This window comes from Pseudomonas spirodelae (assembly GCF_034653255.1).
GTDB lineage: Bacteria > Pseudomonadota > Gammaproteobacteria > Pseudomonadales > Pseudomonadaceae > Aquipseudomonas > Aquipseudomonas spirodelae.
Genome location: NZ_JAYEET010000052.1, coordinates 16542 through 38318 on the forward strand (window position 1 = coordinate 16542; position 21777 = coordinate 38318).

The 21777-nt window shown below is 61.0% G+C and carries 19 protein-coding genes and 1 pseudogene; 7 read left to right on the plus strand and 13 right to left on the minus strand.

Annotated elements, in window-relative coordinates; translation table 11 throughout:
- Positions 1–54: 54 nt before the first annotated feature.
- Entirely contained in the window at positions 55–780 is a 726-nt protein-coding gene (locus SOP97_RS17555; RefSeq protein ID WP_274086309.1) for an endonuclease, read from the minus strand.
- A gap of 296 nt (positions 781–1076) precedes the next feature.
- Here SOP97_RS17555 and SOP97_RS17560 point away from each other — a divergent pair, with 296 nt between their 5' ends.
- On the plus strand, positions 1077–1820 hold the full coding sequence (locus SOP97_RS17560) for a hypothetical protein (protein ID WP_274086308.1): 744 nt from the start codon (positions 1077–1079) through the stop codon (positions 1818–1820).
- A 32-nt stretch (positions 1821–1852) separates the two neighbouring features.
- Here the strand turns inward: SOP97_RS17560 and SOP97_RS17565 are convergent, their stop codons facing one another.
- Together SOP97_RS17565 and SOP97_RS17570 are read right to left on the minus strand one after the other, a co-directional pair.
- Positions 1853–2044 carry a hypothetical protein gene (locus SOP97_RS17565; RefSeq protein ID WP_274086307.1) on the minus strand — a complete coding sequence of 64 codons (192 nt, stop codon included), beginning with the start codon at positions 2042–2044 and terminating at the stop codon, positions 1853–1855.
- A 30-nt stretch (positions 2045–2074) separates the two neighbouring features.
- Entirely contained in the window at positions 2075–2791 is a 717-nt protein-coding gene (locus tag SOP97_RS17570) for a substrate-binding periplasmic protein (RefSeq protein ID WP_322950318.1), read from the minus strand.
- A 55-nt stretch (positions 2792–2846) separates the two neighbouring features.
- Here SOP97_RS17570 and SOP97_RS17575 point away from each other — a divergent pair.
- Positions 2847–3987, plus strand: a pseudogene (locus tag SOP97_RS17575) (IS3 family transposase).
- A gap of 211 nt (positions 3988–4198) precedes the next feature.
- Here the strand turns inward: SOP97_RS17575 and SOP97_RS17580 are convergent.
- The 4 genes from SOP97_RS17580 to SOP97_RS17595 all read right to left on the minus strand — a co-directional run bounded on the left by SOP97_RS17580 (position 4199) and on the right by SOP97_RS17595 (position 6585).
- On the minus strand, positions 4199–4540 hold the full coding sequence (locus SOP97_RS17580) for a zinc ribbon domain-containing protein YjdM (protein WP_274086305.1): 342 nt from the start codon (positions 4538–4540) through the stop codon (positions 4199–4201).
- Positions 4541–4606: 66 nt separating this feature from the next.
- Positions 4607–5101 (minus strand): LEA/WHy family protein, encoded by a 495-nt coding sequence (locus tag SOP97_RS17585; RefSeq protein ID WP_274086304.1) that lies wholly within the window; start codon positions 5099–5101, stop codon positions 4607–4609.
- A 149-nt stretch (positions 5102–5250) separates the two neighbouring features.
- Positions 5251–6027: an outer membrane protein OmpK gene (locus tag SOP97_RS17590; RefSeq protein ID WP_274086303.1), complete on the minus strand. Its 777-nt coding sequence runs from the start codon at positions 6025–6027 to the stop codon at positions 5251–5253.
- A 276-nt stretch (positions 6028–6303) separates the two neighbouring features.
- Entirely contained in the window at positions 6304–6585 is a 282-nt protein-coding gene (locus tag SOP97_RS17595) for a hypothetical protein (RefSeq protein WP_274086302.1), read from the minus strand.
- A gap of 489 nt (positions 6586–7074) precedes the next feature.
- Here SOP97_RS17595 and putA point away from each other — a divergent pair, with 489 nt between their 5' ends.
- The gene (putA, locus tag SOP97_RS17600) at positions 7075–11016 is read left to right on the plus strand and encodes a trifunctional transcriptional regulator/proline dehydrogenase/L-glutamate gamma-semialdehyde dehydrogenase (protein ID WP_322950320.1); all 3942 of its coding nucleotides are present in this window, start codon (positions 7075–7077) and stop codon (positions 11014–11016) included.
- Positions 11017–11470: 454 nt separating this feature from the next.
- Here putA and SOP97_RS17605 read toward each other — a convergent pair whose 3' ends face one another.
- Positions 11471–13438 (minus strand): alkyl/aryl-sulfatase, encoded by a 1968-nt coding sequence (locus tag SOP97_RS17605; protein ID WP_322950321.1) that lies wholly within the window; start codon positions 13436–13438, stop codon positions 11471–11473.
- A 92-nt stretch (positions 13439–13530) separates the two neighbouring features.
- Between SOP97_RS17605 and SOP97_RS17610 the strand changes: the two genes are divergently transcribed.
- Positions 13531–14478: a LysR family transcriptional regulator gene (locus SOP97_RS17610; protein WP_322950322.1), complete on the plus strand. Its 948-nt coding sequence runs from the start codon at positions 13531–13533 to the stop codon at positions 14476–14478.
- A gap of 61 nt (positions 14479–14539) precedes the next feature.
- Here the strand turns inward: SOP97_RS17610 and SOP97_RS17615 are convergent, their stop codons facing one another.
- The 5 genes from SOP97_RS17615 to SOP97_RS17635 form a co-directional block, all read right to left on the minus strand.
- Positions 14540–15160 (minus strand): eCIS core domain-containing protein, encoded by a 621-nt coding sequence (locus tag SOP97_RS17615; protein ID WP_411912084.1) that lies wholly within the window; start codon positions 15158–15160, stop codon positions 14540–14542.
- A 132-nt stretch (positions 15161–15292) separates the two neighbouring features.
- Positions 15293–16060: a phosphonate ABC transporter, permease protein PhnE gene (gene phnE / locus SOP97_RS17620; RefSeq protein ID WP_322950323.1), complete on the minus strand. Its 768-nt coding sequence runs from the start codon at positions 16058–16060 to the stop codon at positions 15293–15295.
- Positions 16057–16884, minus strand: a complete 828-nt coding sequence (locus SOP97_RS17625) for a PhnE/PtxC family ABC transporter permease (RefSeq protein WP_322950324.1) — start codon at positions 16882–16884, stop codon at positions 16057–16059. Before SOP97_RS17625 ends, phnE begins: the two co-directional genes overlap by 4 nt.
- A complete protein-coding gene (locus SOP97_RS17630) occupies positions 16878–17675 on the minus strand; it encodes a phosphonate ABC transporter ATP-binding protein (protein WP_322950326.1) in 798 nt (265 codons plus the stop codon). The genes SOP97_RS17625 and SOP97_RS17630 overlap by 7 nt, the downstream gene beginning before the upstream one ends.
- Positions 17672–18523 carry a putative selenate ABC transporter substrate-binding protein gene (locus SOP97_RS17635; protein ID WP_322950327.1) on the minus strand — a complete coding sequence of 284 codons (852 nt, stop codon included), beginning with the start codon at positions 18521–18523 and terminating at the stop codon, positions 17672–17674. The genes SOP97_RS17630 and SOP97_RS17635 overlap by 4 nt, the downstream gene beginning before the upstream one ends.
- A 225-nt stretch (positions 18524–18748) precedes the next feature.
- Between SOP97_RS17635 and selD the strand changes: the two genes are divergently transcribed.
- The 3 genes from selD (at position 18749) to SOP97_RS17650 (ending at position 21726) form a co-directional block, all read left to right on the plus strand.
- The gene (gene selD / locus SOP97_RS17640) at positions 18749–19783 is read left to right on the plus strand and encodes a selenide, water dikinase SelD (protein ID WP_274086296.1); all 1035 of its coding nucleotides are present in this window, start codon (positions 18749–18751) and stop codon (positions 19781–19783) included.
- A complete protein-coding gene (gene mnmH, locus SOP97_RS17645) occupies positions 19783–20883 on the plus strand; it encodes a tRNA 2-selenouridine(34) synthase MnmH (RefSeq protein ID WP_274086295.1) in 1101 nt (366 codons plus the stop codon). Before selD ends, mnmH begins: the two co-directional genes overlap by 1 nt.
- Positions 20884–21132: 249 nt before the next feature.
- On the plus strand, positions 21133–21726 hold the full coding sequence (locus tag SOP97_RS17650; protein WP_274086294.1) for a TetR/AcrR family transcriptional regulator: 594 nt from the start codon (positions 21133–21135) through the stop codon (positions 21724–21726).
- Positions 21727–21777: the final 51 nt, after the last annotated feature.

Here is a 21777-nt window from a genome sequence, read left to right on the forward strand (position 1 = left end):
AATTAAGTTTAGCGGCAATAGCGCGCCGAGGGTTTGCGGCGCGCGCGTTGCGGCTTAGCCGCTGTTACGTTGCGGGTTGCCGGCGCGGCGTAGCGGGCTGCAACTGCGTGGGTCAACAGCGCCGACGTAGGGGTTGCCGTAGCCCATCACGCAGCCCACTTGCTGGTTGCGCCAGCGTTCCCATTCGCTGATTGGGTATTGGCGGTTCCAGGCTTCATAGGTGCGGCGGTCGAGTTTCGACAGGCGCAGTTTGTAGTGGTCAGCCATATACAAATAGATGCGCGCCGCTGCGCCACGGGCATGCACGGGTGGCATGGCGGTCTTGGCCTTGAAATTGACCACCATCGGGCAGGCGCCGTATTGCTGTGGTTTTTCACTGAGCATGCCGAGGGCGTAGTTGGAGCGGTCGCCATTCACTTCGCCAATGCTCGGTACCAGGTTGTGCAAGTCGGCTTCGGCAGCCTTGAAGGTGGCGTCGTTGCGCGCACAGTTTTTGCGCCCGCCGTTTTGCCAGCATTGGCGCTGATGACCAATCACCCAGGCCGGCACCACATGTTCCCATTCCAGGCGCTGGGCGCGGCGCAATTGTTTGCGCGGGCTGTAGCCGCAGCTGTCGAGGTCCACGCGGTTGCCGTTGTACGCGCAGTTGCAATAGAAAGTCTTGGGTTGTTCGGCATACAGGCGCCAGGCAATTTTCTTGGCGGCGCTGAAGGTTTTGGGTGCATCGGCGAAGGTGGGCAGAGCAATTAATAGACAGAGCAGGGCAAGCAGGCGTGGCATGGGGGACTCGGCAGCAAAAAAGCTGCGGATCATACCGGTTAAAACGCTCTGCGACGGGGCTTTTAGCGCGCCAATGATCAGCGGTCCGCAACCTTTGATGCTGAGCCGGGTCTGTTAGCACGCAACCTGAACTTGCGCAGCTAGGTGTTTGATTGTGCTGTAAGTCATGCCTTTGGGCAGAAAAGCGGATCAATCTGGATTTTGTTGCTAGCGTTACCCCATCACACCCCAGTGGATGACCTCCTCTGATGAGTCCCGTGCAGCGTTTACCAAGACAGGAAAAACGCGCCCATGCTATGCCCGTTCTGGGTCTATCGCGGCGGGGGAGTTGGGTGTCTGGGCTGCTGCTTTTCAGCGTGCTGGCGCTCAGTGGTTGCTCTACACGGCAGGACCATCAGAGCATTATCAGCAACCAAAGCCCGATCAAACCTTCCGAGTTTTTCCAGAGTCATGCCGACCGCATGGCAACTCTGGGCATGCGCAATAACCTCAACAGCCTTTACCGCTTGATGGACAAGCTGTACCTGCGCAACCCGCGCGAGTGGCGCAAAACCGGCTTGGCTGATGTGCAAACCGCGAAGCGTGCCGTGCACCGTGCGATTGAGCAGGACCAGCCGCTGCCGCAGCTGGGCGGGCGGACTGATATTGCCGCGCTGAGCTATGCCTTGAGTGCCGAGTATCAGGGGGATCGCGTTGGGGCTTTTATCTACGCCCTGGCGAGTATGCTGATTACCGCCCATGGCGGGCGCACCGAGTACTACATGAGCGATACGCTCGATCCGCAGTTCATCCACAACGCGGCGCGTAACATTGAGAAGGCCAGCTGGATGCTTGCGCAACGCACGGATGCCGGCGGCACGCCGTGGCTGCTGTCCAACGAGATTTCCGCCGAGGGGCGCAACCTGAGCTATGCGGTGGAGTTCGGCAAGATCGTGGCACGCTTGGATCTGCTCACCGATGTGCTGGATGAGCGCTACCGGCGCATGGGCGTGAGTTATGCCCAGGGGTTGCTGTTTATGAACTTCCTGCCGGTGCAGTAAGCCGCCCCTTCCCGTTGTTAATAACCGCTCTCTTAATAGCTTTCTTCGAGGCGCTTCTGGCCCTGTGCGTTGGCGGCCTCAATCTGCTGCTTGAGTTGCTCTGTTTGCTGTTGCAGCTGCTTCGCTTGCTCGGCTTGCAGGCTGGCGGTGGCGGCGGTTTCGCCGAGGCCGCAGGCGCTCAACAGCAGCGTGGTCGATAGCAGGGTGAGGGTCAGGCCGCGCATAAAAACTCCGAGGTTTGATTGGCGGGCAGTTTATTGCCAGCGTTGGTAGAGAGTATCCAGTACGCCAGCATCGCGTAAACGCGCCAGCGCTGCTGCGAACGTGTCGGCACGGTCGCGATCGCCTTTGCTGAAGGCCACATAGCGCGGCATTTCCACCAGGGACTTGGCGAGGATGCGCACGCTTTGTTCGGCGCGCTGTTCGCGGACGAAGTACATCAGTTGGACACGGTCGCCGACAATGATGTCGATGCGTCCGGCCAGCAGCATAGACACCAGCTGGCGGGGGTTCTGCGCGCTGCTGTCACGCCGCAGGTCGGCCTTGTCGAAATCCGCTTGGTAGGCATAACCGCGCACCTGGCCAATGACGTAGGGCGACAGGTCATCCAAGCTGCGCCAGTCCGCAATGGCGGTTTTTTCTGTGGTCATAAACACGGTGGAGCCGGTGCGGATTGGCCCGACCAGCTCATACTGCTGCATCCGCTCGGGGGTGCCGACAAACTGGAAGGCCATGGTCACGTCGTGACGTTCGAGCATGCGTTTGACCCGCTGCCACGGGTACAGGCGCAGGCTGTAGGGGATTTTGGCTTCGTGCATCACCGCTTCCACCAGCTCGACATCCAGCCCGCGTGGCTGGTCATCGTCGAGGGTGACAAAGCTGTAGGGGGCAAACTGTTCGTCGCCGGCCACCTTCCACTCTTCGGCCTGTAACCCCCAGGGTATTAACAGCAGCAGACTGTTGTGGCTCAATGATTCTGGACACCCCGATAGGGCGTTAAGCTTCGCCCAGCAATGAGGTGTTTACGTGACCAGAAGATCATTCAGTACAGATTTCAAACTCGAAGCAGCAGGCCTGGTTCTGGATCAAGGCTATTCCATCCCCGAGGCAGGTAAGTCGATGGGCGTAGGCCCGACGGCATTGCGCCGATGGGTAGAGCAACTGCGCAGTGAGCGTGGTGGCACAACCCCGCCGCGCAGTAAGGCCATGACTCCCGAGCAGAAACGCATACAAGACCTTGAGGCCCAAGTTCGGCGTTTAGAGCGGGAGAAAGAGATCCTAAAAAAGGCTACCGCTCTCTTAATGTCGGACTCCCTCGATCAATAAGCCTGATCGAGGCATTGGGCGAGCGATATCCACGAGCGAGCTGTGCCGCGTATTTGGCGTACATCGCAGCAGTGTCTACGACGCCTGCAAGAGACGCCGCCGGGTAGATCATCGGCGGATTGCATTACGCCAGTTGGCCACTGAATTTCATCTACAGAGTCGCGGCTCAGCTGGAGCCAGAACATTGTCAGCGGCGCTGCGGATACAGGGTGTCGCGGTGGGGCGTTTTCTGGCCGGACGCCTGATGAAAGAGGCCCGGCTGTTCAGTTCGCAATGCCGCAAGCATCGTTATCGTCGAGCTGATGGTGAAAATGCTATCGCAGCGAATGAGCTGGATCGGCAGTTCACTGTGAGCCGCCCCAACCAAGTGTGGTGCGGCGACGTGACCTACATCTGGGCGGGTAATCGCTGGATTTACCTGGCGGCGGTTATGGATTTGTATGCGCGCCGCATCGTGGGCTGGGCACTCTCCAATCGACCAGACTCGCAACTTACGACGCGCGCTTTGCGCGTGGCTTTTGAGTCCCGTGGTTGTCCGCAGCAGCTGATGTTTCACTCTGACCAAGGCAGCCATTACACCAGCATCGAGTTCCGCCAAATGCTGTGGCGCTACCGGATCAAGCAGAGCATGAGCCGGCGTGGCAACTGTTGGGACAACGCACCGATGGAGCGCTTTTTCAGAAGCCTGAAAACGGAGTGGATGCCAGAGCAAGGCTATACCAACCAGGGTCAGGCTGAGGCGGATGTACTGCGTTACCTGACGGACTACTACAACCATCAACGGCCACACAGCTACAACGGGTACAAAACGCCAGTGGAAGCCGAGTCACTGGCCGGATAAACCTTAACCAGTGTCCAGAATTCGTTGACCACAACAGACACAGCGCCGCATTACGCATGACGTCCTCCGGGCGTGGGCCTTATCGAGCGGTGTGCTCGTAAGTCATGCTAGCTAATCGCATGCAGGGCTGCACGCTAGGGGGGGACGTAATTGTGTGCATAAAAAACCCCAGCACGTAGGCCGGGGCTTGGCGAGACCGTCAGTGCGCTGATCAGACTTTGCGCACGAACTCGGACTTCAGCTTCATGGCGCCAATGCCATCGATTTTGCAGTCGATGTCGTGGTCGCCGTCGCACAGGCGGATGCCTTTGACCTTGGTGCCCACTTTGACCACCAGGGAGGAGCCTTTGACTTTCAGGTCCTTGATCACGGTGATGGTGTCGCCATCCTGCAGCACGTTGCCGACCGAATCCTTGATCACCTTGGCGTCATCTGCCGCTTCGCTGGCGGCGTTGGCCGACCATTCGTGGGCGCACTCGGGGCAGATCAGCTGGGTGCCGTCTTCATAGGTGTATTCGGAGTTGCATTTGGGGCAGGGCGGCAACGTGCTCACGGCGGGGTCCTTACTGGGGGAATAAGAAAAGGCCGCATAGTGTATAGGGTTTTGTCGCCCTTGGTTTTACAGGGGGCGGCTGGCGGCTGGAAGCTGCGGCCAATTAAGTATGCCGCGGTCCTCGAAACGCCGGGTGCCAAACAGGCCGCCGGCGAGCTTGCCGCTCAGCTCGTAGGGCAGACCCTTGCCGTCCTGATAGCCGGCCACACCCCAGGCTTGGCGCAGCGCGGCGTAGGCGGAGAGGCTGACCGGAATGTGCAGGATGCTCTCGCCATAACGTGGCACCTGACCGCTTTGGTTGCTTACGCCATTGAGCAGCGGTTGCTGGTTGACCTTCAGTTGCAGGGCGACGCCATTGAAATCAATCGGGCTGTCGTTGGGGTTTTGCACACGTAGCTTGATAGCAAAACGCATTTCCAGGCCTTCGCCCGCTAAGGGTTCGATGCCGACCAGCTGAATCTGTAATGGGTCGCGAGGGGCCAGGGTGCTGCAAGCGCTCAGCGTGACGAGCAGGCTGACGAGTAGGGCGTAGGCGAGGGAGCGGGACAGGGCGATGGGCATATTGGGGTTCCACTGCTGAGTAATCACAGAGTAGAAGACCCTGAGATCTGTGCGATTACGCCGCAGTGCGAAAAATAAGCGCGGTGCCGTGTGCTGCGAGGGATGCCCGCCAGCCTGCAGTGGCAGTGCTGGCGGGGTTCAGCGGGGTATCAGAAGTGCGCTTTGACCAGCAGGCTGGCGGTGTTCTGATCGGTGGTGAAATTGTTGGTGTCTTCGATGCCGTATTTGTCTTTCCAGTAGTCGTACTCGATGCCGACGTACAGCTGCTTCTCACCCCAGCTCATGGCTTTGCCCAGGTCGTATTTGATCTGCGGGTTGAAGTGCAGGTTGGCATGGTAGTTCTTGTCGTTATCCACGACCCAGTCCATAAAGCCGTCGATGACGATGTCGGATTTGCCGACTGGGATGGTGTAGCTCCACACCGGGGTGATCTGCCAGACGTTATCGCCGTCGCGCTTGCCGTCCGTGGTGCGGTTGTAGAAGTTCAGCGAGAAGTAGTCGAAACCGGGGATCGCCAAATCAAAACCGGGACCAATCAGGTAGGAATCGACATCGTCTTCGCCGAATTCATAAGTGGTGGCCAGCAGCACATCCTTGATCGGACCAAACTCCAGTTTGGTGTTGAACAGCTTGCCGAACGACAGGCGTGGAGAGAACTCACCGTAGAAGGTATGACCATCGCCGGCACCATTGGTGGCGTCGGTGTTGTACTTGATGGTGTCGACGAAGAAGAACAGGTCACCGACGCTCCAGCCGCTGGCGTGCTCGAAGGTGATGGTCTGCTGGATTTCCGGGTCTACTTTGTAATTCTGGCCATATAGATAGCTCAGACTGTTGTTCTGCCACTGCAGCAGATCACCCGCTACTGCCTGGCCGCCTGCCAGCAGCCCGCCGGCCAAGGCCAGAGAAGAAAGAGTACGGTTCATCAAGTGGTGCTCCCCAAAGTGCTGAATTGTCGTTATTAAACCTGTCTGAATGGTCAGGCTAGCTGGTCCTAGAGCAAGAACAAGGCCACATTCCATATTTGCTCGTAGGTCCACCACGCTGAGCCTTCGGCAGCAGCTTGGGCGCGCACTTTAGTGAGTTTGCGAAGGATGTAAAGGTTGTGCATGCACTATTAACTGACCGGGCGGACAGTTTCAGCCTTATGTTGGTGCATCCGCGGGTGGCGCCCGTTGGGCGCGGGCTTAACCGCCCGCCAGTTAGCGTTCCGAGGCTTCCAGGCTTTGTAGCTCGACTTGCTCCAGGCTGTTGCCGGATTCGACTGGAGTGCCCGCCAGCTGGCCAATCAGTTGCCATTGCTGGTCCAGTTCGCTGCTGATCGCCAGCATGCGCTCAATCATCTTGCGGGCGCTGTCGTGTACGGCGCTGTCCTGTGCCTTCAGCAGCTCAAATGACATCGCCGTGGTGGCGGCCGTCAGGTGGGTGAGCGTCCGTGTGGACAGGCTGAGCAGTTCGGTCAATTGCGCTTCCTTGGCCGTCATAAGCATCTCCTTGTTAATGCCGTCCCGAGCTTAGCCTGAGATACGTGTCGCCGGCTATTTATGCTGTCGTTGCGGCGGTTCTGCCAGGCCCCGCGAATGGCCCAATATCCTGGTTGTCTGTGCTTTATGGGCGGTTGCACTGATCGGCGTAAGCATTCTGTCGGTTGAGCAGCGTGAGTGTTGCGACTGTGCTTTGCTCAATTCAGTGCGTATAAGTGTTGGGTGCAACCTTTTTGCGGTTTTAGGTTGTACCTGTCGTCGGAAGATTAATGCTTTTTTTAAACAGCTGTTTAACCCCGCCGCTGCGGATTTTCCCTGTAGGCAGCCTCAGGTTTCAGGCTTGCCCTCTATGTGGTTGGGTTTCAGGTGACTGGTGAGCTTTCAGGTGTGCGCTTTAGTTGGGTTGCGCCTAGTTGCACCTTTAGCATCGAGAGGTTTAATCTCGCGCCAGTTTTTTTGCCGTGCTCCAGCCCATAACAGGATAAACCAATGGCCACCACTACCCTTGGCGTAAAGCTCGATGATGCAACCCGTGATCGCCTCAAGCAGGCTGCGCAGTCAATTGACCGCACGCCGCACTGGTTGATCAAACAGGCAATCTTTAATTACCTGGAGCAGATTGAGGGTGGTCTGACCCCCGCTGAGCATTCGGGCCTGGCGGCCGTCGCCGGTGAGGAGTCGGTTGAGACCCTGACTGAGCAGGGTTTGCAGGTGTTCCTCGACTTTGCCGAAAGCATCCTCCCGCAATCGGTGCTGCGTGCCGCGATTACCGGGGCTTATCGCCGTCCGGAAACCGAAGCCGTGCCGATGCTGCTGGAGCAGGCGCGTCTGCCCAAGGATATGGCGGAGGCCAGCAACAAGCTGGCCATGAGCATTGCCGAGAAGTTGCGCAGCCAGAAGAACGCCAGTGGCCGTCAGGGCCTGGTGCAGGGTTTGCTGCAAGAGTTCTCGCTGTCGTCGCAGGAAGGTGTGGCGTTGATGTGCCTGGCCGAAGCGCTGCTGCGCATTCCGGACAAGGCCACGCGCGACGCGTTGATCCGCGACAAAATCAGCAACGGCAACTGGAGCCAGCACCTAGGCAACAGCCCGTCGATGTTCGTTAACGCCGCCTCCTGGGGCCTGTTGATCACCGGCAAGCTGGTGTCCACGCACAACGAAGCCGGCATGGTCTCCTCGCTCAATCGCATCATCGGTAAAGGCGGCGAGCCGCTGATCCGCAAGGGCGTGGACATGTCCATGCGCCTGATGGGCGAGCAGTTTGTTACTGGTGAAACCATCGCCGAAGCCTTGGCCAACGCCACCAATATGGAAAGCAAAGGCTTCCGTTACTCCTACGACATGCTCGGCGAAGCCGCGCTGACCGACGAAGATGCCAAGCGCTACCTGGCGTCTTACGAGCAGGCCATCCATGCCATTGGCAAGGCCTCCCACGGCCGTGGCATTTACGAAGGTCCGGGCATCTCGATCAAGCTGTCGGCGCTGCACCCGCGCTACAGCCGTGCGCAGTACGACCGTGTGATGGATGAGCTTTACCCGATCTTGCTCGGCCTGACCAAGCTGGCCAAGCAGTACGACATCGGCCTGAACATCGACGCCGAAGAAGCCGACCGCCTGGAAATCTCCCTCGATCTGCTTGAGCGCCTGTGCTTCGACCCGGCCCTGACTGGCTGGAACGGTATTGGTTTCGTCATTCAGGCTTACCAGAAGCGTTGCCCGTATGTGATCGACTACGTGATCGATCTGGCCAAGCGCAGCCGTCACCGCCTGATGATCCGCCTGGTAAAAGGCGCGTACTGGGACAGCGAGATCAAGCGCGCCCAGGTCGAGGGTCTGGAAGGCTATCCGGTGTACACCCGCAAGCCGTACACCGATGTGTCCTACATCGCTTGCGCGCGCAAGTTGCTGGCCGTGCCAGAGGCGATCTACCCGCAGTTCGCCACCCATAACGCCCATTCGCTTTCGGCGATTTACCAGTTGGCCGGGCAGAACTACTACCCAGGTCAGTATGAATTCCAGTGCCTGCACGGCATGGGTGAACCGCTGTACGAGCAGGTGGTGGGTTCGGTCAAAGATGGCAAGTACAACCGTCCGTGCCGCATCTATGCGCCAGTGGGCAGCCATGAAACGTTGCTGGCTTATCTGGTGCGTCGCCTGCTGGAAAACGGCGCGAACACCTCGTTCGTTAACCGCATCGCCGACCACAGCATCTCGATCAAAGAGCTGGTGCTCGACCCGGTTCAGCAAGTTGAGCAGATGGCCGCACAGGAAGGTGGCCTCGGCCTGCCGCACCCGCGCATCGCTCTGCCGCGCGCACTTTATGGCGATGCTCGGTTGAACTCTGAAGGCATCGACCTGGCCAACGAGCACCGTCTGGGCTCGCTGTCCTCGGCACTGTTGAGTAGCACTAATAACGCTTACAAGGCCATGCCACTGCTTGGCTGCGACACGCCTGAGCTGGGTGAGGCGCAGCCGGTGCGCAACCCGGCGGATCATCGTGACATCGTCGGTCACGTGCATGAGGCCAGCGAGCAGGATGTGCACAATGCCGTGCTCTGCGCGGTATCCAGCGGGCAGATCTGGCAGTCGACCCTGCCGGCCGAGCGCGCCGCCGTACTGGATCGCGCCGCCGACCAGATGGAAGCGGAAATCCAGCAACTGATGGGCCTGCTGGTGCGTGAGTCGGGCAAGACCTTTGCCAACGCCATTGCCGAAGTACGCGAGGCGGTGGACTTCCTGCGTTACTACGCCGCGCAGGCACGCAATCACTTCAGCAATGACAGCCATCGCCCGCTGGGCCCGGTGGTGTGCATCAGCCCGTGGAACTTCCCGCTGGCGATTTTCAGTGGTCAAGTGGCCGCCGCGTTGGCCGCCGGTAACACCGTGCTGGCCAAACCGGCTGAGCAAACGCCGCTGATCGCTGCGCAAGCGGTGCGCATTCTGCTCGAAGCCGGCGTGCCGGCCGGTGCCGTGCAGCTGCTGCCGGGCCGTGGTGAAACTGTCGGTGCCGGTTTGATCGGCAGCGAGCGCGTGCGTGGGGTAATGTTTACCGGTTCCACCGAAGTGGCCGGGATCATTCAGCGCAACCTCGCCGGTCGCCTGGATGCCCAGGGTCGCACCATCCCGCTGATCGCCGAGACCGGCGGCCTTAATAGCATGATCGTCGACTCCTCGGCGCTCACCGAGCAGGTGGTGGTGGATGTGGTGGCCTCGGCCTTCGACAGCGCCGGCCAGCGTTGCTCTGCCCTGCGCGTACTCTGCGTGCAGGACGATGTGGCGGATCGGGTGATCAACATGCTCAAGGGCGCCATGGCTGAATACAGCCTGGGCAACCCGGAGCGCCTGAGCACTGATATCGGCCCGGTGATTGATGCCGAAGCCAAGGACAATATCGACCAGCACATCGCGAAAATGCGTGAGAAGGGTCGCAAGATTTTCCAGGCGGCTCGCGCCAGTGGCGATGACCTAAACCGCGGTACTTTCGTCACGCCGACGCTGATCGAGCTGGACAGCTTCGACGAGATGACCCGTGAAATCTTCGGCCCGGTGCTGCACGTGGTGCGTTATGCCCGTGCGGACCTCGGCAAGATGTTGCAGCAGATCAACGACAGCGGCTATGGCCTGACTCTGGGCGTGCACACACGCATCGACGAAACCATCGCCCAGGTGGTTAACAGCGCCAAAGTCGGCAACCTCTACGTCAACCGTAATATGGTTGGCGCGGTCGTCGGCGTGCAGCCGTTTGGTGGCGAAGGCCTGTCGGGTACTGGCCCGAAAGCCGGTGGCCCGCTGTATATGTACCGACTGCTGGCGACCCGTCCGCAGGACGCGGTGGCCAAGCAGCTGCAGCAGGAAAGTGGCGAGATTACTCGTCCAGCCGAGCAGGCCAAGGTGATTCAGGCCCTGCAGGAGTGGGCAGCCAAGCATGAGCCGAGCCTGTCCGCGCTGAGCGCGCAGTATGTTGAGTTGGCGCAGAGCGGCACCGTGCAGATGCTTACCGGCCCAACCGGTGAGCGCAACAGCTACAGCCTGCTGCCACGTGAGCATGTGCTGTGCCTGGCGGATGAGCGCAGTGACTTGCTGGTGCAGCTGGCCGCGGCGTTGGCCGTGGGTTGCCAGGTGCTGTGGCAAGAAAACACGCTGACTCAGGAACTGTTCGCCACGCTGCCCAAGGCGGTGCAACAGCGGATTACGGTGCTCAACCAATGGAGCAGCAGCGAGACGGTGTTCGACGCGATCCTGCACCACGGCGACTCCGACCAGCTGCGTGAAGTCTGCCAACTGGCCGCTCAGCGCCCTGGCGCAATCATCGGTGTGCATGGTTTGCACAAAGGCGAGACCGATATCCCGCTGGAACGCCTGCTGATTGAGCACGCCCTTAGCATCAACACTGCAGCGGCAGGCGGTAACGCCAGCCTGATGACCATCGGTTAATCCGCTGCCGCTGTGAGTACCGGCGCGGTTGGCCGCTACTCACAGCACCGAGCATGAAACCCGGCAGGTTCGCCTGTCGGGGGTAGTACGCAGTACCGGCTTACCGCCACCCCCAGGTACTTTGCCCAAGCACCTGATGCTGCACGCGGCACCTGCCGTTACGCAGCGCCCTTCGTACACCCGGTAACGGGGGCTACCCGCCCGTACGAGGCGTTTCTTCCCCTCTGGCATTTCGATGCGATGCACCGGCCTACCCGGCTGGTGCGGGAGCGGCGCTATCCGCGCCGTTCCAATCGATCGCCTGTCGCTGTCTGTTAAATACCTGTGGGCTAATGTCCGGTGTAGCGAGCGTGAGTGTTTGCAGCTGTGCATGGCGTATATCTGCTGCACAGGCCAAACAGTGCAGCGGTATTGGCTGCACTGCCGACCTAGTTAGCGGCAAGCACCTGATTGCTTACTGACGGGTGACGATAGGGAAGCGTCCATCTGGCTTGTCTAGCAGGCTAAAGAAGCGTCCCAGCGCCAGCGCACTGCCGTCGATCGACACCTGATCAGAGCTGAGTAAGGCCCCGACACCGGCCTGGCCGGCGATCATTTGCAAGAAAAAGTCTTGGCTTAGATTGAGGCTGGCGTCAGCTTCGGCGACTTCGTCTTCAGCCATGCGACGGTGGTGCAGCACAGCGTTCTCGATCCACAGGTGAAAGCGCACATCGCTGTCGGTGAAGTTGAGGTTAACCCGCAGCTTACTGTCGGCGGCCGCCACGCCATCCAACTTGGTCGCCATCACTTCCAGAAAACGTTCGGGTGCCGTGTGCTTGAGCATGTCGAGCATCATTACTGGGGTGAAACCGGATTCCGGCAGGCCATGGCGCAGCTCATAGGCACCGCTCAGGTAAACGTTACGCCACGATGCTGACTCGGCCTGATAACCCAGCTGCTCAAAGCTCCGGGCTTGAAGGTCGCGGGCAGCCGCATGCTCAGGGTTGGCATACAGCAGGTGCTTACCCAGTTCGGCGGCCCAGCGGTAGTCACCCTCGGCATAGGCCTGTTCGGCGCTCGCCAGCAACTGCTCGCTGCCCCCGGCCAGTGCTACGTACTTGGCCGCCGCCACCACCGGTGGTAACGGGTCGAGGTTGGCTGGGTTGGCGTCATACCAGCCCAGGTAGAACTGATAGATACCGCGTACGTTGTGTTTAAGCGTGCCGTAGTAGCCGTGCACGTGCAGGTGTTGGTCGAGGCTTGGCGGCAGGCGTAATTGCTCGGCGATCTCCGGCGCGGTGAGCCCGGCGTTCATCAAACGCACGGTTTGGTCGTGCAGGTAACGGTAGACATCACGCTGCGCGGTGAGAAACGCCTGGATGTTGTTTTGCCCCCATACCGGCCAGTGGTGCTGGTTGAACAGCACCTGCGCCTCGGCGGCGTGCGTACGGCTGGCGTCGATGTAGTTGGCCCATTGCAGGGCATCGCGCACCTTGGCACCGCGCAGGGTGTAAAGGTTGTGCAGGGTTTGTGAGAGCAGCTCAGCGCCGCCAAAGGCGTTCAGCTCTGGCAGGCTGAAGGTCATCTCTGCCGGCGCTTCCGCTCCGGGGGTGTTGTAGAAGACAAAGCGTACGCCATCGACGCTCAGCGCTTGTTCGCTGGCGCTGATCAGTTGGGTCGGCGGCAGAATGCCCATGTGGCCGAACGCCACCGCCTTGCCCAAGCCGTTATCCACCATGCCCTCGGCATTGCGTGGCAGGCGCTTGCCATACATAAATGTGGCGCGCCGGGCCATGGCGACGCCCATCATCAGGTTTTCGCTGGTGGCCTCCTGCATAAACCCGGCGGGCGCAATCACCGGCACTTGCCGAGCCTTGGCGTCTTCGGCGCTTAGCACGCCGAGGGCGCCGCCAAAGTGATCAACATGGCTGTGGCTGAATATCATTGCGCTGATCGGACGCTTGCCCAGATGTTGAGCAACAAAGTCCATGGCGAAGGCGGCGGTTTCTCGGCTGGTCAGCGGGTCGATAACAATCCAGCCGCTGTCGCCCTCGATCAGGGTCATATTGGCCAGGTCGAAGCCGCGCAGTTGGTAGATTTTTTCGCTGACTTTGAACAAGCCAATCTGGTTATTTAGCAGGGCCTGCCGCCATAGGCTCGGGTTGACGGTCGCAGGCGCTTCGTCCTGGATAAAGGCGAAGCTGTCGAAGTCCCAGATTAGCTGGCCGTCGGCATCGCGCACCTGGCCCTGTGGTGCGGCAATTAATCCCCGGCGCGCCTGGGCCAGCCCCTCGGTTTGGCTCAGGTCGTATTGCTCAGCCACCTTGGCCTGGGCTGCTTGTGTGCTGGGTGTAGCGGCGCTTGTGCTGGGCGCGGGGCTGTCGCTGCAGGCGCTGAGTAACAATAGGGTGCTGGGTAATAACCAGCGCAAGGGCAGATTCATTGGCGTTCTCCGCGAGGTGAGTAGCCAGAGAATGGGGCGTGGCATACCATGCGTCCAATGCAGCTAAAGCATCTTTTCAATGCGTATAAGACATGAATATAGAGCTCCGTCACCTGCGTCATGCCCTTGCCCTCGCCGAACATGGCAATTTTGCCCGCGCTGCAGAGGCGCTTCATCTCTCTCAGCCGGCGCTATCACGCAGCTTACAAGCGCTGGAAGCGCAAGTTGGCGAGCACCTGTTTGATCGCAGTCACCGTGAAGTGACCCCTACGGCGATGGGTGAGTTGCTGTTGCAGCATGCCCGTAAATTGCTGCTGTACGCGCAAGACCTCAAGCATGACCTGCAACTGGCACGCGGTTTGGAGCAGGGGGAGTTACGCGTAGGGGTGGGCCCGTTTGCCGGCGCAGCCCTGGTCGCCCCGGTGCTGGCCACATTGAGCCGGGCCCATCCTGGCGTGCATTTGGAGGTGATATTGGCGCCCTGGCAAGAACTGCCCGCGCGCTTGCAACGCCGCGAAATCGACCTAATGGTGGTCGACTTACACGAGGTTGAAGACGACCCCTGCTATGCCGTGCAAGCCCTCGGTGAGCACCACACGTTGTCGGTGTGCCGCGCTGGCCATCCATTGCTAGAACAGGCCGAGCCTGGTTTTGAAGCGCTGTTGCAGTATCCGCTGGCTGGGCCAAACCTGCCTGAAGCCATTCGCGAGGAGCTGCTCAAGCGCCTGCCCAGTGCGTTACAGAACACCTGGCGGGCGCAGTGGAAACTGGCGATCACCTGCGACAGCTCAGCCATGCTTAAGCAGCTTTTACTGGGCTGTGAGGCACTGGCGATGTTGCCGTGGTTTATGGTGGAAGACGAGTTGCAGCGCGGCGACTTGCAGGCATTGCGCAGCCTTGCTCCGGGCCTGAGCGGGCGCTTCGGGGTTGCTCGTCTGCACGGCCGGCGCTTATCGCTGGCGGCGCAGTGCTTTATCGAGGCGCTGCTGGTGCATGACGTCGCCGTGCGTCAGCGGCAGGCGGCGTGGCTGGCTCACTAGGCTGCGTTTAGCCTTGCCTTGGCGGTTTGTCGGCGGCAGTGCCAGGTTTTTCAACAGCTAGTCAGGGGGCCGTTGCGCTCTGGCTCAGCTGATTGCGCAGCGCCCGGTCGACCTTAATTTGCAGCTGGTAAGCCGGCGCTTCGATGGCGTCGTGGTCGCGGGTGTAGCGGCGGGTGAATTCGCGCACGCCCCACTGCTGGTATTGCTGCACATGCAACAGCTCATGGGCCCAGAGTGCGACATTCTGCTGCGCGTCCTCAGCGTTGCGGAAGACGATGATGTCGATCAGCGTCACCGCCTGCACGTCGGGGTTTTGCAGCAGGGCATTGCCGGCGTTGAGTGCCTCGTCGCCGCCGACCTTAAAGCGCGCCGAGTCGAGCACCGCGAGATCGAAATAGGCCTCCAGTTTTGCGCGGATATGCAGCGGCACAGGCTCGGTGCCGTCGGCTGCCGCGCGTTCACGCGCTTGCCGCAACCCTTGTTCAAGACCGGAGGCGGCGAGCTGGGTGGCGTCTTCGTAGAGGCCGTCGATGTCGGCTTGGCTGAGCGGGGCACAGAAGCACACCACTGCACACACGTGTTGCTGCCCGCTGGGGCAGGCCAGCACCGAGGCCGTGAGCCCGAGCCCGCCGACTAATAAGGCGATCCAGCGCAGGGGGTGACGCAAAAACACAGCAGGCAATGAGGTCTCCCTGGAACAATAAGATCGCGGCTGGATGGGGGTGTCTGCGTCGGTGTTGGACAGTGGCCGTTGCGCTTGGTTGCAGCTGCGCACAGGCCGCTCAGCACCATGTAATCTGCCTGTTGGGTGTGGCTACGCCCGCACCCAGCGTTGGCGGGTCCAGCCACTTAGGGCGTCGACGCCAAATACCAGCACTAACATCGCCAGGATTACCGTGCTGGCCTGTGCTTCCTGGAACAGGCTGAGGCTGACGTAGAGCATTTGCCCCAGGCCGCCGGCCCCGACGAAGCCGAGCACACTGGCCATGCGGATATTATTTTCCCAGCGGTACAGGCAGTAGGCCAACAGTTGTGGCCACAGGTTGGGCAGGGTGCCGTAGCAGAACGCCGCGACCTGGCCGCCGCCTTGTAGGCGAATCGCCTCGGCCGGTGCGGTCGGGGTGTTTTCCAGGGCTTCGGCAAATAAGCGGCCGAGTACGCCAGCGGTGTGCAGGGCCAGGGCCAGGGTGCCGGCATTCGGGCCGAGGCCGGCGGCCAGCACCATCAGCGCCGCCCAAACCAGCTCGGGAATTGCGCGCAGGGCGTTCAGCAGCAAGCGGGCCGCACTCTGCAGTGGCCAGCCGAAGCGTCCAGCCGCCGGCAAGGCCAGCAGCAGGCCGAACACCGCTGCCAGTAAGGTGCCGACGGCTGACATCGCCAGGGTTTCCAGTGCGCCACGGCTGATGGCAGTCAGGTGCTCTGCGCTCAGGTCTGGGCTGAGAAAGCGCTGCACGTAGCCAACCATCAGCTTCAGGCTGTCGCCACTGATCAGCGTGCCGAGGTCGATACCCAGGTAGGCGAATGAGGCGTACACCGCCACGCCAATGACCGCTAACAGCAGCAGATTGATCAGCCGGTTCATGCCAACCTCCGGCGCAGTAAGCGGCTGAGTTGGTCGGCCAGCAGCACCAGCAATAGGAAGGTCAGCAGCATGCTGGCCACTTCGCCGCCGGCGAACATACGCATCGATAGGTCGATCTGCTGGCCGAGGCCGCCCGCGCCAACAAAGCCCATGACCACCGAAGCACGGATCGCGCACTCCCAGCGGTACACCGTGTAGGAGGTCAGTTCCGCCGCGGCATTTGGCAGGATGCCGTAGACAAATGCCGCCAAGCGGCCACTGCCGGACTGCAGCAGGGCGTGCATCGGGCGCTGGTCGACTGACTCGAAGATTTCCGCGTAGACCTTGCCGAGCATGCCGCTGTAGGTTATGGCGATGGCCAGCACGCCAGCGGTGGGGCCGAGGCCGACGGCGCGCACAAACAAGAGCGCCCAGACGATTTCCGGCACGCTACGCAAGAAGATCAGCAGCCCGCGTACTGGCCAGCGCAGCAGTTGCGCCAACGCTTTAGGTCGGCCTCCGCGGGAGGCCGCCGAGAGCGACAGGGCGCGACTGGCCAGCAGGCTCGCCGGAATCGCCAACAGCAGCGCCAGGGCCATGCCGGCAGTGGCAATGGCCAGTGTTTGCAGGGTGGCTTGCAGCAGAAGATCGAGAAATTCCGCGTCATGCGCCGGTGGCCAGAACGCGGCGACGAAACTGCCCATCTCGCTTTGGCTGTCGGCTTGCAGCAGCACGCCCAGATCCAGCTCACTGAGCTGGATGCCGGGCCACAGCAGAGCCAGTGCCAGCAGGCTTAGCAGCAGACGGGGCAGGGCGGCCGGGTCACGGCTTGCGCGTGTCAGCATCGGGGGATCTGCACGCTCAAAGTCACGCTGGGCGCAGGCGGCGACAGCAGTTGTTCGTTGGCATACAGCGCATCGAGCTGCGCCTGGTCGACTTCAGCGGCCGGACGGTCGAACAAAATCTGCCCGTCGCGCAGGCCGATCACGCGCGGAAAATGCGCCAGGGCCAGCTCCACCGCATGCAGGCTGGCGATCAGGGTTACGCCACTGGCTTCGGCATGCCGACACAACACACTCAGCGTATGCGCGGCGAGCACCGGGTCCATCGCGGACACGGGCTCATCGGCCAGCAGCAGCTCGGGTGCCTGGTACAACGCGCGGGCGATGCCCACGCGCTGCAACTGGCCGCCGGACAGCTGCTGGCATTGAGCGAACAGTTTGTCGGCCAAATCCAGCTTGGCCAGCTCACGCTGTGCCCCGGCTATATCCAGCGGATGCAGCAGGTTCAGCAGGCTTTTGGCCAAACTCCACTGGCCGAGTTTGCCGGCCAGCACCGCTGTTATCACGCGCTGCCGCGCCGGCAGCGGCGGGGCCTGATGCACCAGGCCGATGCGTGCACGCAGGCGCTGGCGCTGGCGACCAGAGAGTTGCCAGGGTTGGGCACCGAGCACGTGCAGCTCGCCGCTGCTGGGTTGCAGGGCAGTGGCGAGCACATTGAGCAGGCTGGACTTGCCGGCCCCCGAGGGACCGATGATTGCCACGCGTTCGCCCTGGGCAATGTGCAGATCGACATTGCGCAGGGCGTTGACGCCGTTAACGTGGCTGAGACTGGCGCCGCAAAGGCGCAGGGTCATTTCAGCAGGTCAGCGGCGCGTGCAGCGTCCTCGATGCCTTGGTAGTTCTCAGGCTTGGTTTCGATAAAGCGGCTGGCGGCCTGCAGGTCGAGGATCGCCTTGTGCGCCGGGTTGGCCGGGTCGAGGGCGAGGAGCGCCGCCTTGATCTTCTCAACCAGTACGGGGTCGAGATTGCCGCGCACGGTCCAGTTGTAGTCGAAGTAGCTTGGGGTGGTGGCGAAGACCTTGACCTTGCTGGTGTCGACTTTGCCGCTGGCGACCAGTTTTTCCCACACGCTGGCATTCAGCACGCCGCCATCAACCTTGCCGGCCTGAACCCAGGCAGCGGTGGCGTCATGCGCGCCGGAGTAGCCGATACGGCTGAAATAGCTTTCCGGCTTGATGCCGTCTTGCAGCATGAAATAACGCGGCATCAGGCTACCGGAAGTCGAGGACACCGAACCAAAGGCGAATGTTTTGCCCTTGAGGTCGGCCAACGAATTCACATTGGCATCAGCGGTGATGAACTTGCTGGTGAACTGGGCATCTTGTTCGCGCTGCACCAGCGGGATCGCATTGCCGGTTTTCAGGTGAACTTGGACGAAGGTGAAACCGCCCAGCCAGGCCATATCGAGGCGGTCGGTGGCCAGCGCTTCAACCACGGCGGGGTAGTCGGCCACCGGAGTGAACTCGACTTTCATGCCCAGCTGCTGTTCCAGGTAGGCGCCCAGCGGTTTGAATTTGCGCAGCAGCTCGGTCGGTGCTTCGTCCGGGATGGCGCTGACGCGTAGGGTTTCGGCGGCGTGGGTGAGGCTAGTGGACAGACACAGGGCAGCACAGGCGGCGAATGCCAGGGTACGTTTGAACATGAAGATTCTCCGGTTCAATAGCGGAAAAGGTTCTAAGTAACAGGTCAGCTATTCGGCTGGCTGCGTGTCGTCAGGTAATCGACGTGGCGCGATTATAGGGAGCGCTGCGCTAAAGACCAGCATTGCCGGCTGGGCGTTAGAAAACTAGCGGCGTTGGCAATCCTGTGTTTCCGCCGGCCTGCTAGAATCCGCGGCTTGTTTTCTGATTTGCCGAGAGCCTGACCGATGAGCGAGCCGATCCGCCTGACCCAGTACAGCCATGGAGCCGGTTGCGGCTGCAAGATTTCCCCCAAGGTGCTGGACGTGATCCTGGCCGGGAGCGGCGCGCAAAACCTTGATCCTAAGCTGTGGGTGGGCAACGCCTCGCGCGACGATGCGGCGGTGTATGCCCTGGATGATGAGCGCGGCGTGGTTTCGACCACCGACTTCTTTATGCCGATTGTCGATGACCCCTACGACTTCGGCCGTATTGCCGCCACCAACGCGATCAGCGACATCTACGCCATGGGCGGTGACCCGTTGATGGCCATCGCCATTCTCGGCTGGCCGGTCAACCTGTTGCCGCCAGAAGTGGCCCGCGAAGTGATTCGCGGCGGTCGCGCGGTGTGTGATGAGGCCGGTATTCCCCTGGCCGGTGGTCACTCCATCGACGCCCCAGAGCCGATCTTCGGCCTGGCGGTCACTGGCGTGGTGAGCAAGCGCCACATGAAGCGCAATGACACCGCCACGCTCGGTTGCCGGCTGTACCTGAGCAAGCCGCTGGGTATCGGCATCCTCACCACCGCCGAGAAGAAGGCCAAGCTGCGCGCCGAAGACGTCGGCCTGGCGCGTGACTGGATGTGCACCCTGAACAAGCCCGGTAGCCGTTTCGGCAAACTCGCCGGCGTCACTGCGATGACCGATGTCACCGGCTTCGGCCTGCTCGGTCACCTGGTGGAAATGGCCGATGGTGCGGGCCTCACCGCGCAGCTTGATTACGCTGCCGTGCCGCGTCTGCCGGGCGTTGACTATTACCTGGGCGAGGGCTGCGTGCCCGGCGGCACCCTGCGTAACTATGAGAGTTACGGCGAGAAAATCGCGCCGATCTCCGAGGCGCAGCGCAACCTGTTGTGCGACCCACAAACCAGCGGCGGTCTGTTGGTGGCGGTCAATGCCGAGGGCGAAGCTGAGTTCCTGGCCGTGGCGGCCGAGCTGGGCTTGAGCCTGGCGCCAATCGGTCAGCTGGTGGCGCGACAGACTTACGCGGTAGAGGTGCTCTGATGCGTGACAACAGCAGCGACTACCGCGACATCTTTCTCAATGACCGGCCGCTGATGGATGCGCGGGCGCCGGTGGAGTTCCTTAAGGGGGCTTTCCCTGGCGTACTCAACCTGCCGCTGATGAATGACATCGAGCGGCAAAAGGTGGGTACCTGCTACAAGCAGCACGGCCAAGACGCGGCCATCGAGCTGGGTCATCAACTGGTTGGCGGCCAGGTCAAAGCTGAGCGGGTCGAGGCCTGGGCGGCCTTCGCTAGAGCTCACCCGAACGGCTATCTGTATTGCTTCCGGGGCGGCCTGCGCTCGCAGATCACCCAGCAGTGGCTCAAGGAAGCCGGCATCGACTACCCGCGGGTTATCGGCGGCTACAAAGCCATGCGCACGTTCTTGCTGGAGACCACCCTGCAGGCGGTAGCTGAGTGCAATTTTGTGGTGGTGGGCGGCATGACCGGCACCGGCAAGACCGAAGTCATCAGCGCGCTGACCAACAGCATCGACCTGGAAGGCCACGCCAACCATCGCGGCTCCAGTTTCGGTAAACGGGCCACTGTCCAGCCGGGGCAGATCGACTTCGAGAACCGTCTGGCCATCGACATCCTTAAGCAGCGCGCCGCCGGTACCGAGCAATTTGTACTGGAAGATGAGAGCCGCTTGGTCGGCACCTGCTCGCTGCCGCTGGAGCTGTACCAGGGCATGCAGGAATACCCGCTGGTGTGGCTGGAGGACAGCTTCGAGGGCCGTGTCGAGCGCATCCTTGGTGATTATGTGATCGACCTGTGCGCCGAGTTTATCCGTGTGCATGGCATCGAGGATGGCTTCCGCTTGTTCGCCGAGCGCCTGCTGCAAAGCTTGAGCAATATCCAGAAACGCCTGGGCGGCGAGCGCTATCAGCGACTGTTGGCGATCATGCAGGCGGCGCTGGACGAGCAGCAGCGCAGCGGCAACGTTGACCTGCACCGTGGCTGGATCGAAGGGCTGCTGCGTGAGTATTACGACCCCATGTATGCCTTCCAGCGCGAGAGCAAAGCGGCGCGTATCGAATTTGCCGGCGAGCAAGCGGCGGTCATCGCCTACCTGAAGGCGCGCCAGGCAAACGCCTAAACCCAAGGTGCCTGAGCTTGGGCGCTGGCTCAGGCACTGGAACGCTGACGTGAGCGGCTAATAGCGTCTTTTCCGGGGGAGCGCTGCAGTTCTGCTCTTTTGCCAGGGCGCATTTGGCCTGGCCTGAATAGTGCTCTTCAGGCGTTTATCGGTGCCGGCTGGGCTGGGTAGCGCGGGAGGACTATTGGTATAGTAGGGCCTTAATGTTGTAACTAGACGACTGGTCTAATTTATTGGTAGCCTACCCCGATGAAGCAAAACTACGATGATACGCGCCAGCATTTACTCGATACCGGCCACCGCATGATGGTGGTTAAGGGCTTTACGGGGGTGGGCCTTAACGAGATTTTGCAGGCCGCCAGCGTGCCGAAGGGCTCGTTCTACCATTACTTCAAATCCAAAGAGCAGTTCGGCCAGTCCTTGCTCGAGGATTACTTTCGCAATTATTTGGCGAATATGGATGAGCGTTTTGCCGTCACGGGCAACACGGCCCGCGAACGGCTCATGGGTTACTGGCAGAAGTGGCTGGACAGCTACTGTGAGCCTTGTGAAGAGCAGAAGTGTCTGGTGGTGAAGTTGAGCGCTGAGGTGGCGGATCTTTCTGAATCCATGCGCCTGACGCTGCGCGATGGGGCCGATGAAATCATTGCGCGGATTACAGCGTGTATTGAGCAGGGTCAGCGAGACGGTTCCCTGCCGCAGGGCGATGCTTACCGCACGGCGACCGCGCTTTACCAGCTGTGGCTCGGCGCCAGCCTGCTGAGCAAGCTGCACCGTAATAGCCGGTCGCTGGAAAACGCCATGGCCACGACCCATACCATGCTGGCCTCTGATAAGGCCTGATGAGCAGATTGCCCACCCTAGAGGTGGGCATTTTTTATCGGCTTGATAGCC

Excerpts from the sequence above, each read along its gene's own strand:
- SOP97_RS17625 (WP_322950324.1), bottom strand. The coding sequence starts at position 16,884 with ATGCTGACACGCGCAAGCCGTGACCCGGCCGCCCTGCCCCGTCTGCTG.
- SOP97_RS17565 (WP_274086307.1), bottom strand. The coding sequence starts at position 2,044 with ATGCGCGGCCTGACCCTCACCCTGCTATCGACCACGCTGCTGTTGAGC.
- mnmH (WP_274086295.1), top strand. The coding sequence starts at position 19,783 with ATGCGTGACAACAGCAGCGACTACCGCGACATCTTTCTCAATGACCGG.
- SOP97_RS17560 (WP_274086308.1), top strand. The coding sequence starts at position 1,077 with ATGCCCGTTCTGGGTCTATCGCGGCGGGGGAGTTGGGTGTCTGGGCTG.
- SOP97_RS17630 (WP_322950326.1), bottom strand. The coding sequence starts at position 17,675 with ATGACCCTGCGCCTTTGCGGCGCCAGTCTCAGCCACGTTAACGGCGTC.
- SOP97_RS17635 (WP_322950327.1), bottom strand. The coding sequence starts at position 18,523 with ATGTTCAAACGTACCCTGGCATTCGCCGCCTGTGCTGCCCTGTGTCTG.
- SOP97_RS17610 (WP_322950322.1), top strand. The coding sequence starts at position 13,531 with ATGAATATAGAGCTCCGTCACCTGCGTCATGCCCTTGCCCTCGCCGAA.
- phnE (WP_322950323.1), bottom strand. The coding sequence starts at position 16,060 with ATGAACCGGCTGATCAATCTGCTGCTGTTAGCGGTCATTGGCGTGGCG.
- SOP97_RS17650 (WP_274086294.1), top strand. The coding sequence starts at position 21,133 with ATGAAGCAAAACTACGATGATACGCGCCAGCATTTACTCGATACCGGC.
- selD (WP_274086296.1), top strand. The coding sequence starts at position 18,749 with ATGAGCGAGCCGATCCGCCTGACCCAGTACAGCCATGGAGCCGGTTGC.
- SOP97_RS17595 (WP_274086302.1), bottom strand. The coding sequence starts at position 6,585 with ATGACGGCCAAGGAAGCGCAATTGACCGAACTGCTCAGCCTGTCCACA.
- SOP97_RS17590 (WP_274086303.1), bottom strand. The coding sequence starts at position 6,027 with ATGAACCGTACTCTTTCTTCTCTGGCCTTGGCCGGCGGGCTGCTGGCA.
- SOP97_RS17585 (WP_274086304.1), bottom strand. The coding sequence starts at position 5,101 with ATGCCCATCGCCCTGTCCCGCTCCCTCGCCTACGCCCTACTCGTCAGC.
- SOP97_RS17605 (WP_322950321.1), bottom strand. The coding sequence starts at position 13,438 with ATGAATCTGCCCTTGCGCTGGTTATTACCCAGCACCCTATTGTTACTC.
- SOP97_RS17555 (WP_274086309.1), bottom strand. The coding sequence starts at position 780 with ATGCCACGCCTGCTTGCCCTGCTCTGTCTATTAATTGCTCTGCCCACC.
- putA (WP_322950320.1), top strand. The coding sequence starts at position 7,075 with ATGGCCACCACTACCCTTGGCGTAAAGCTCGATGATGCAACCCGTGAT.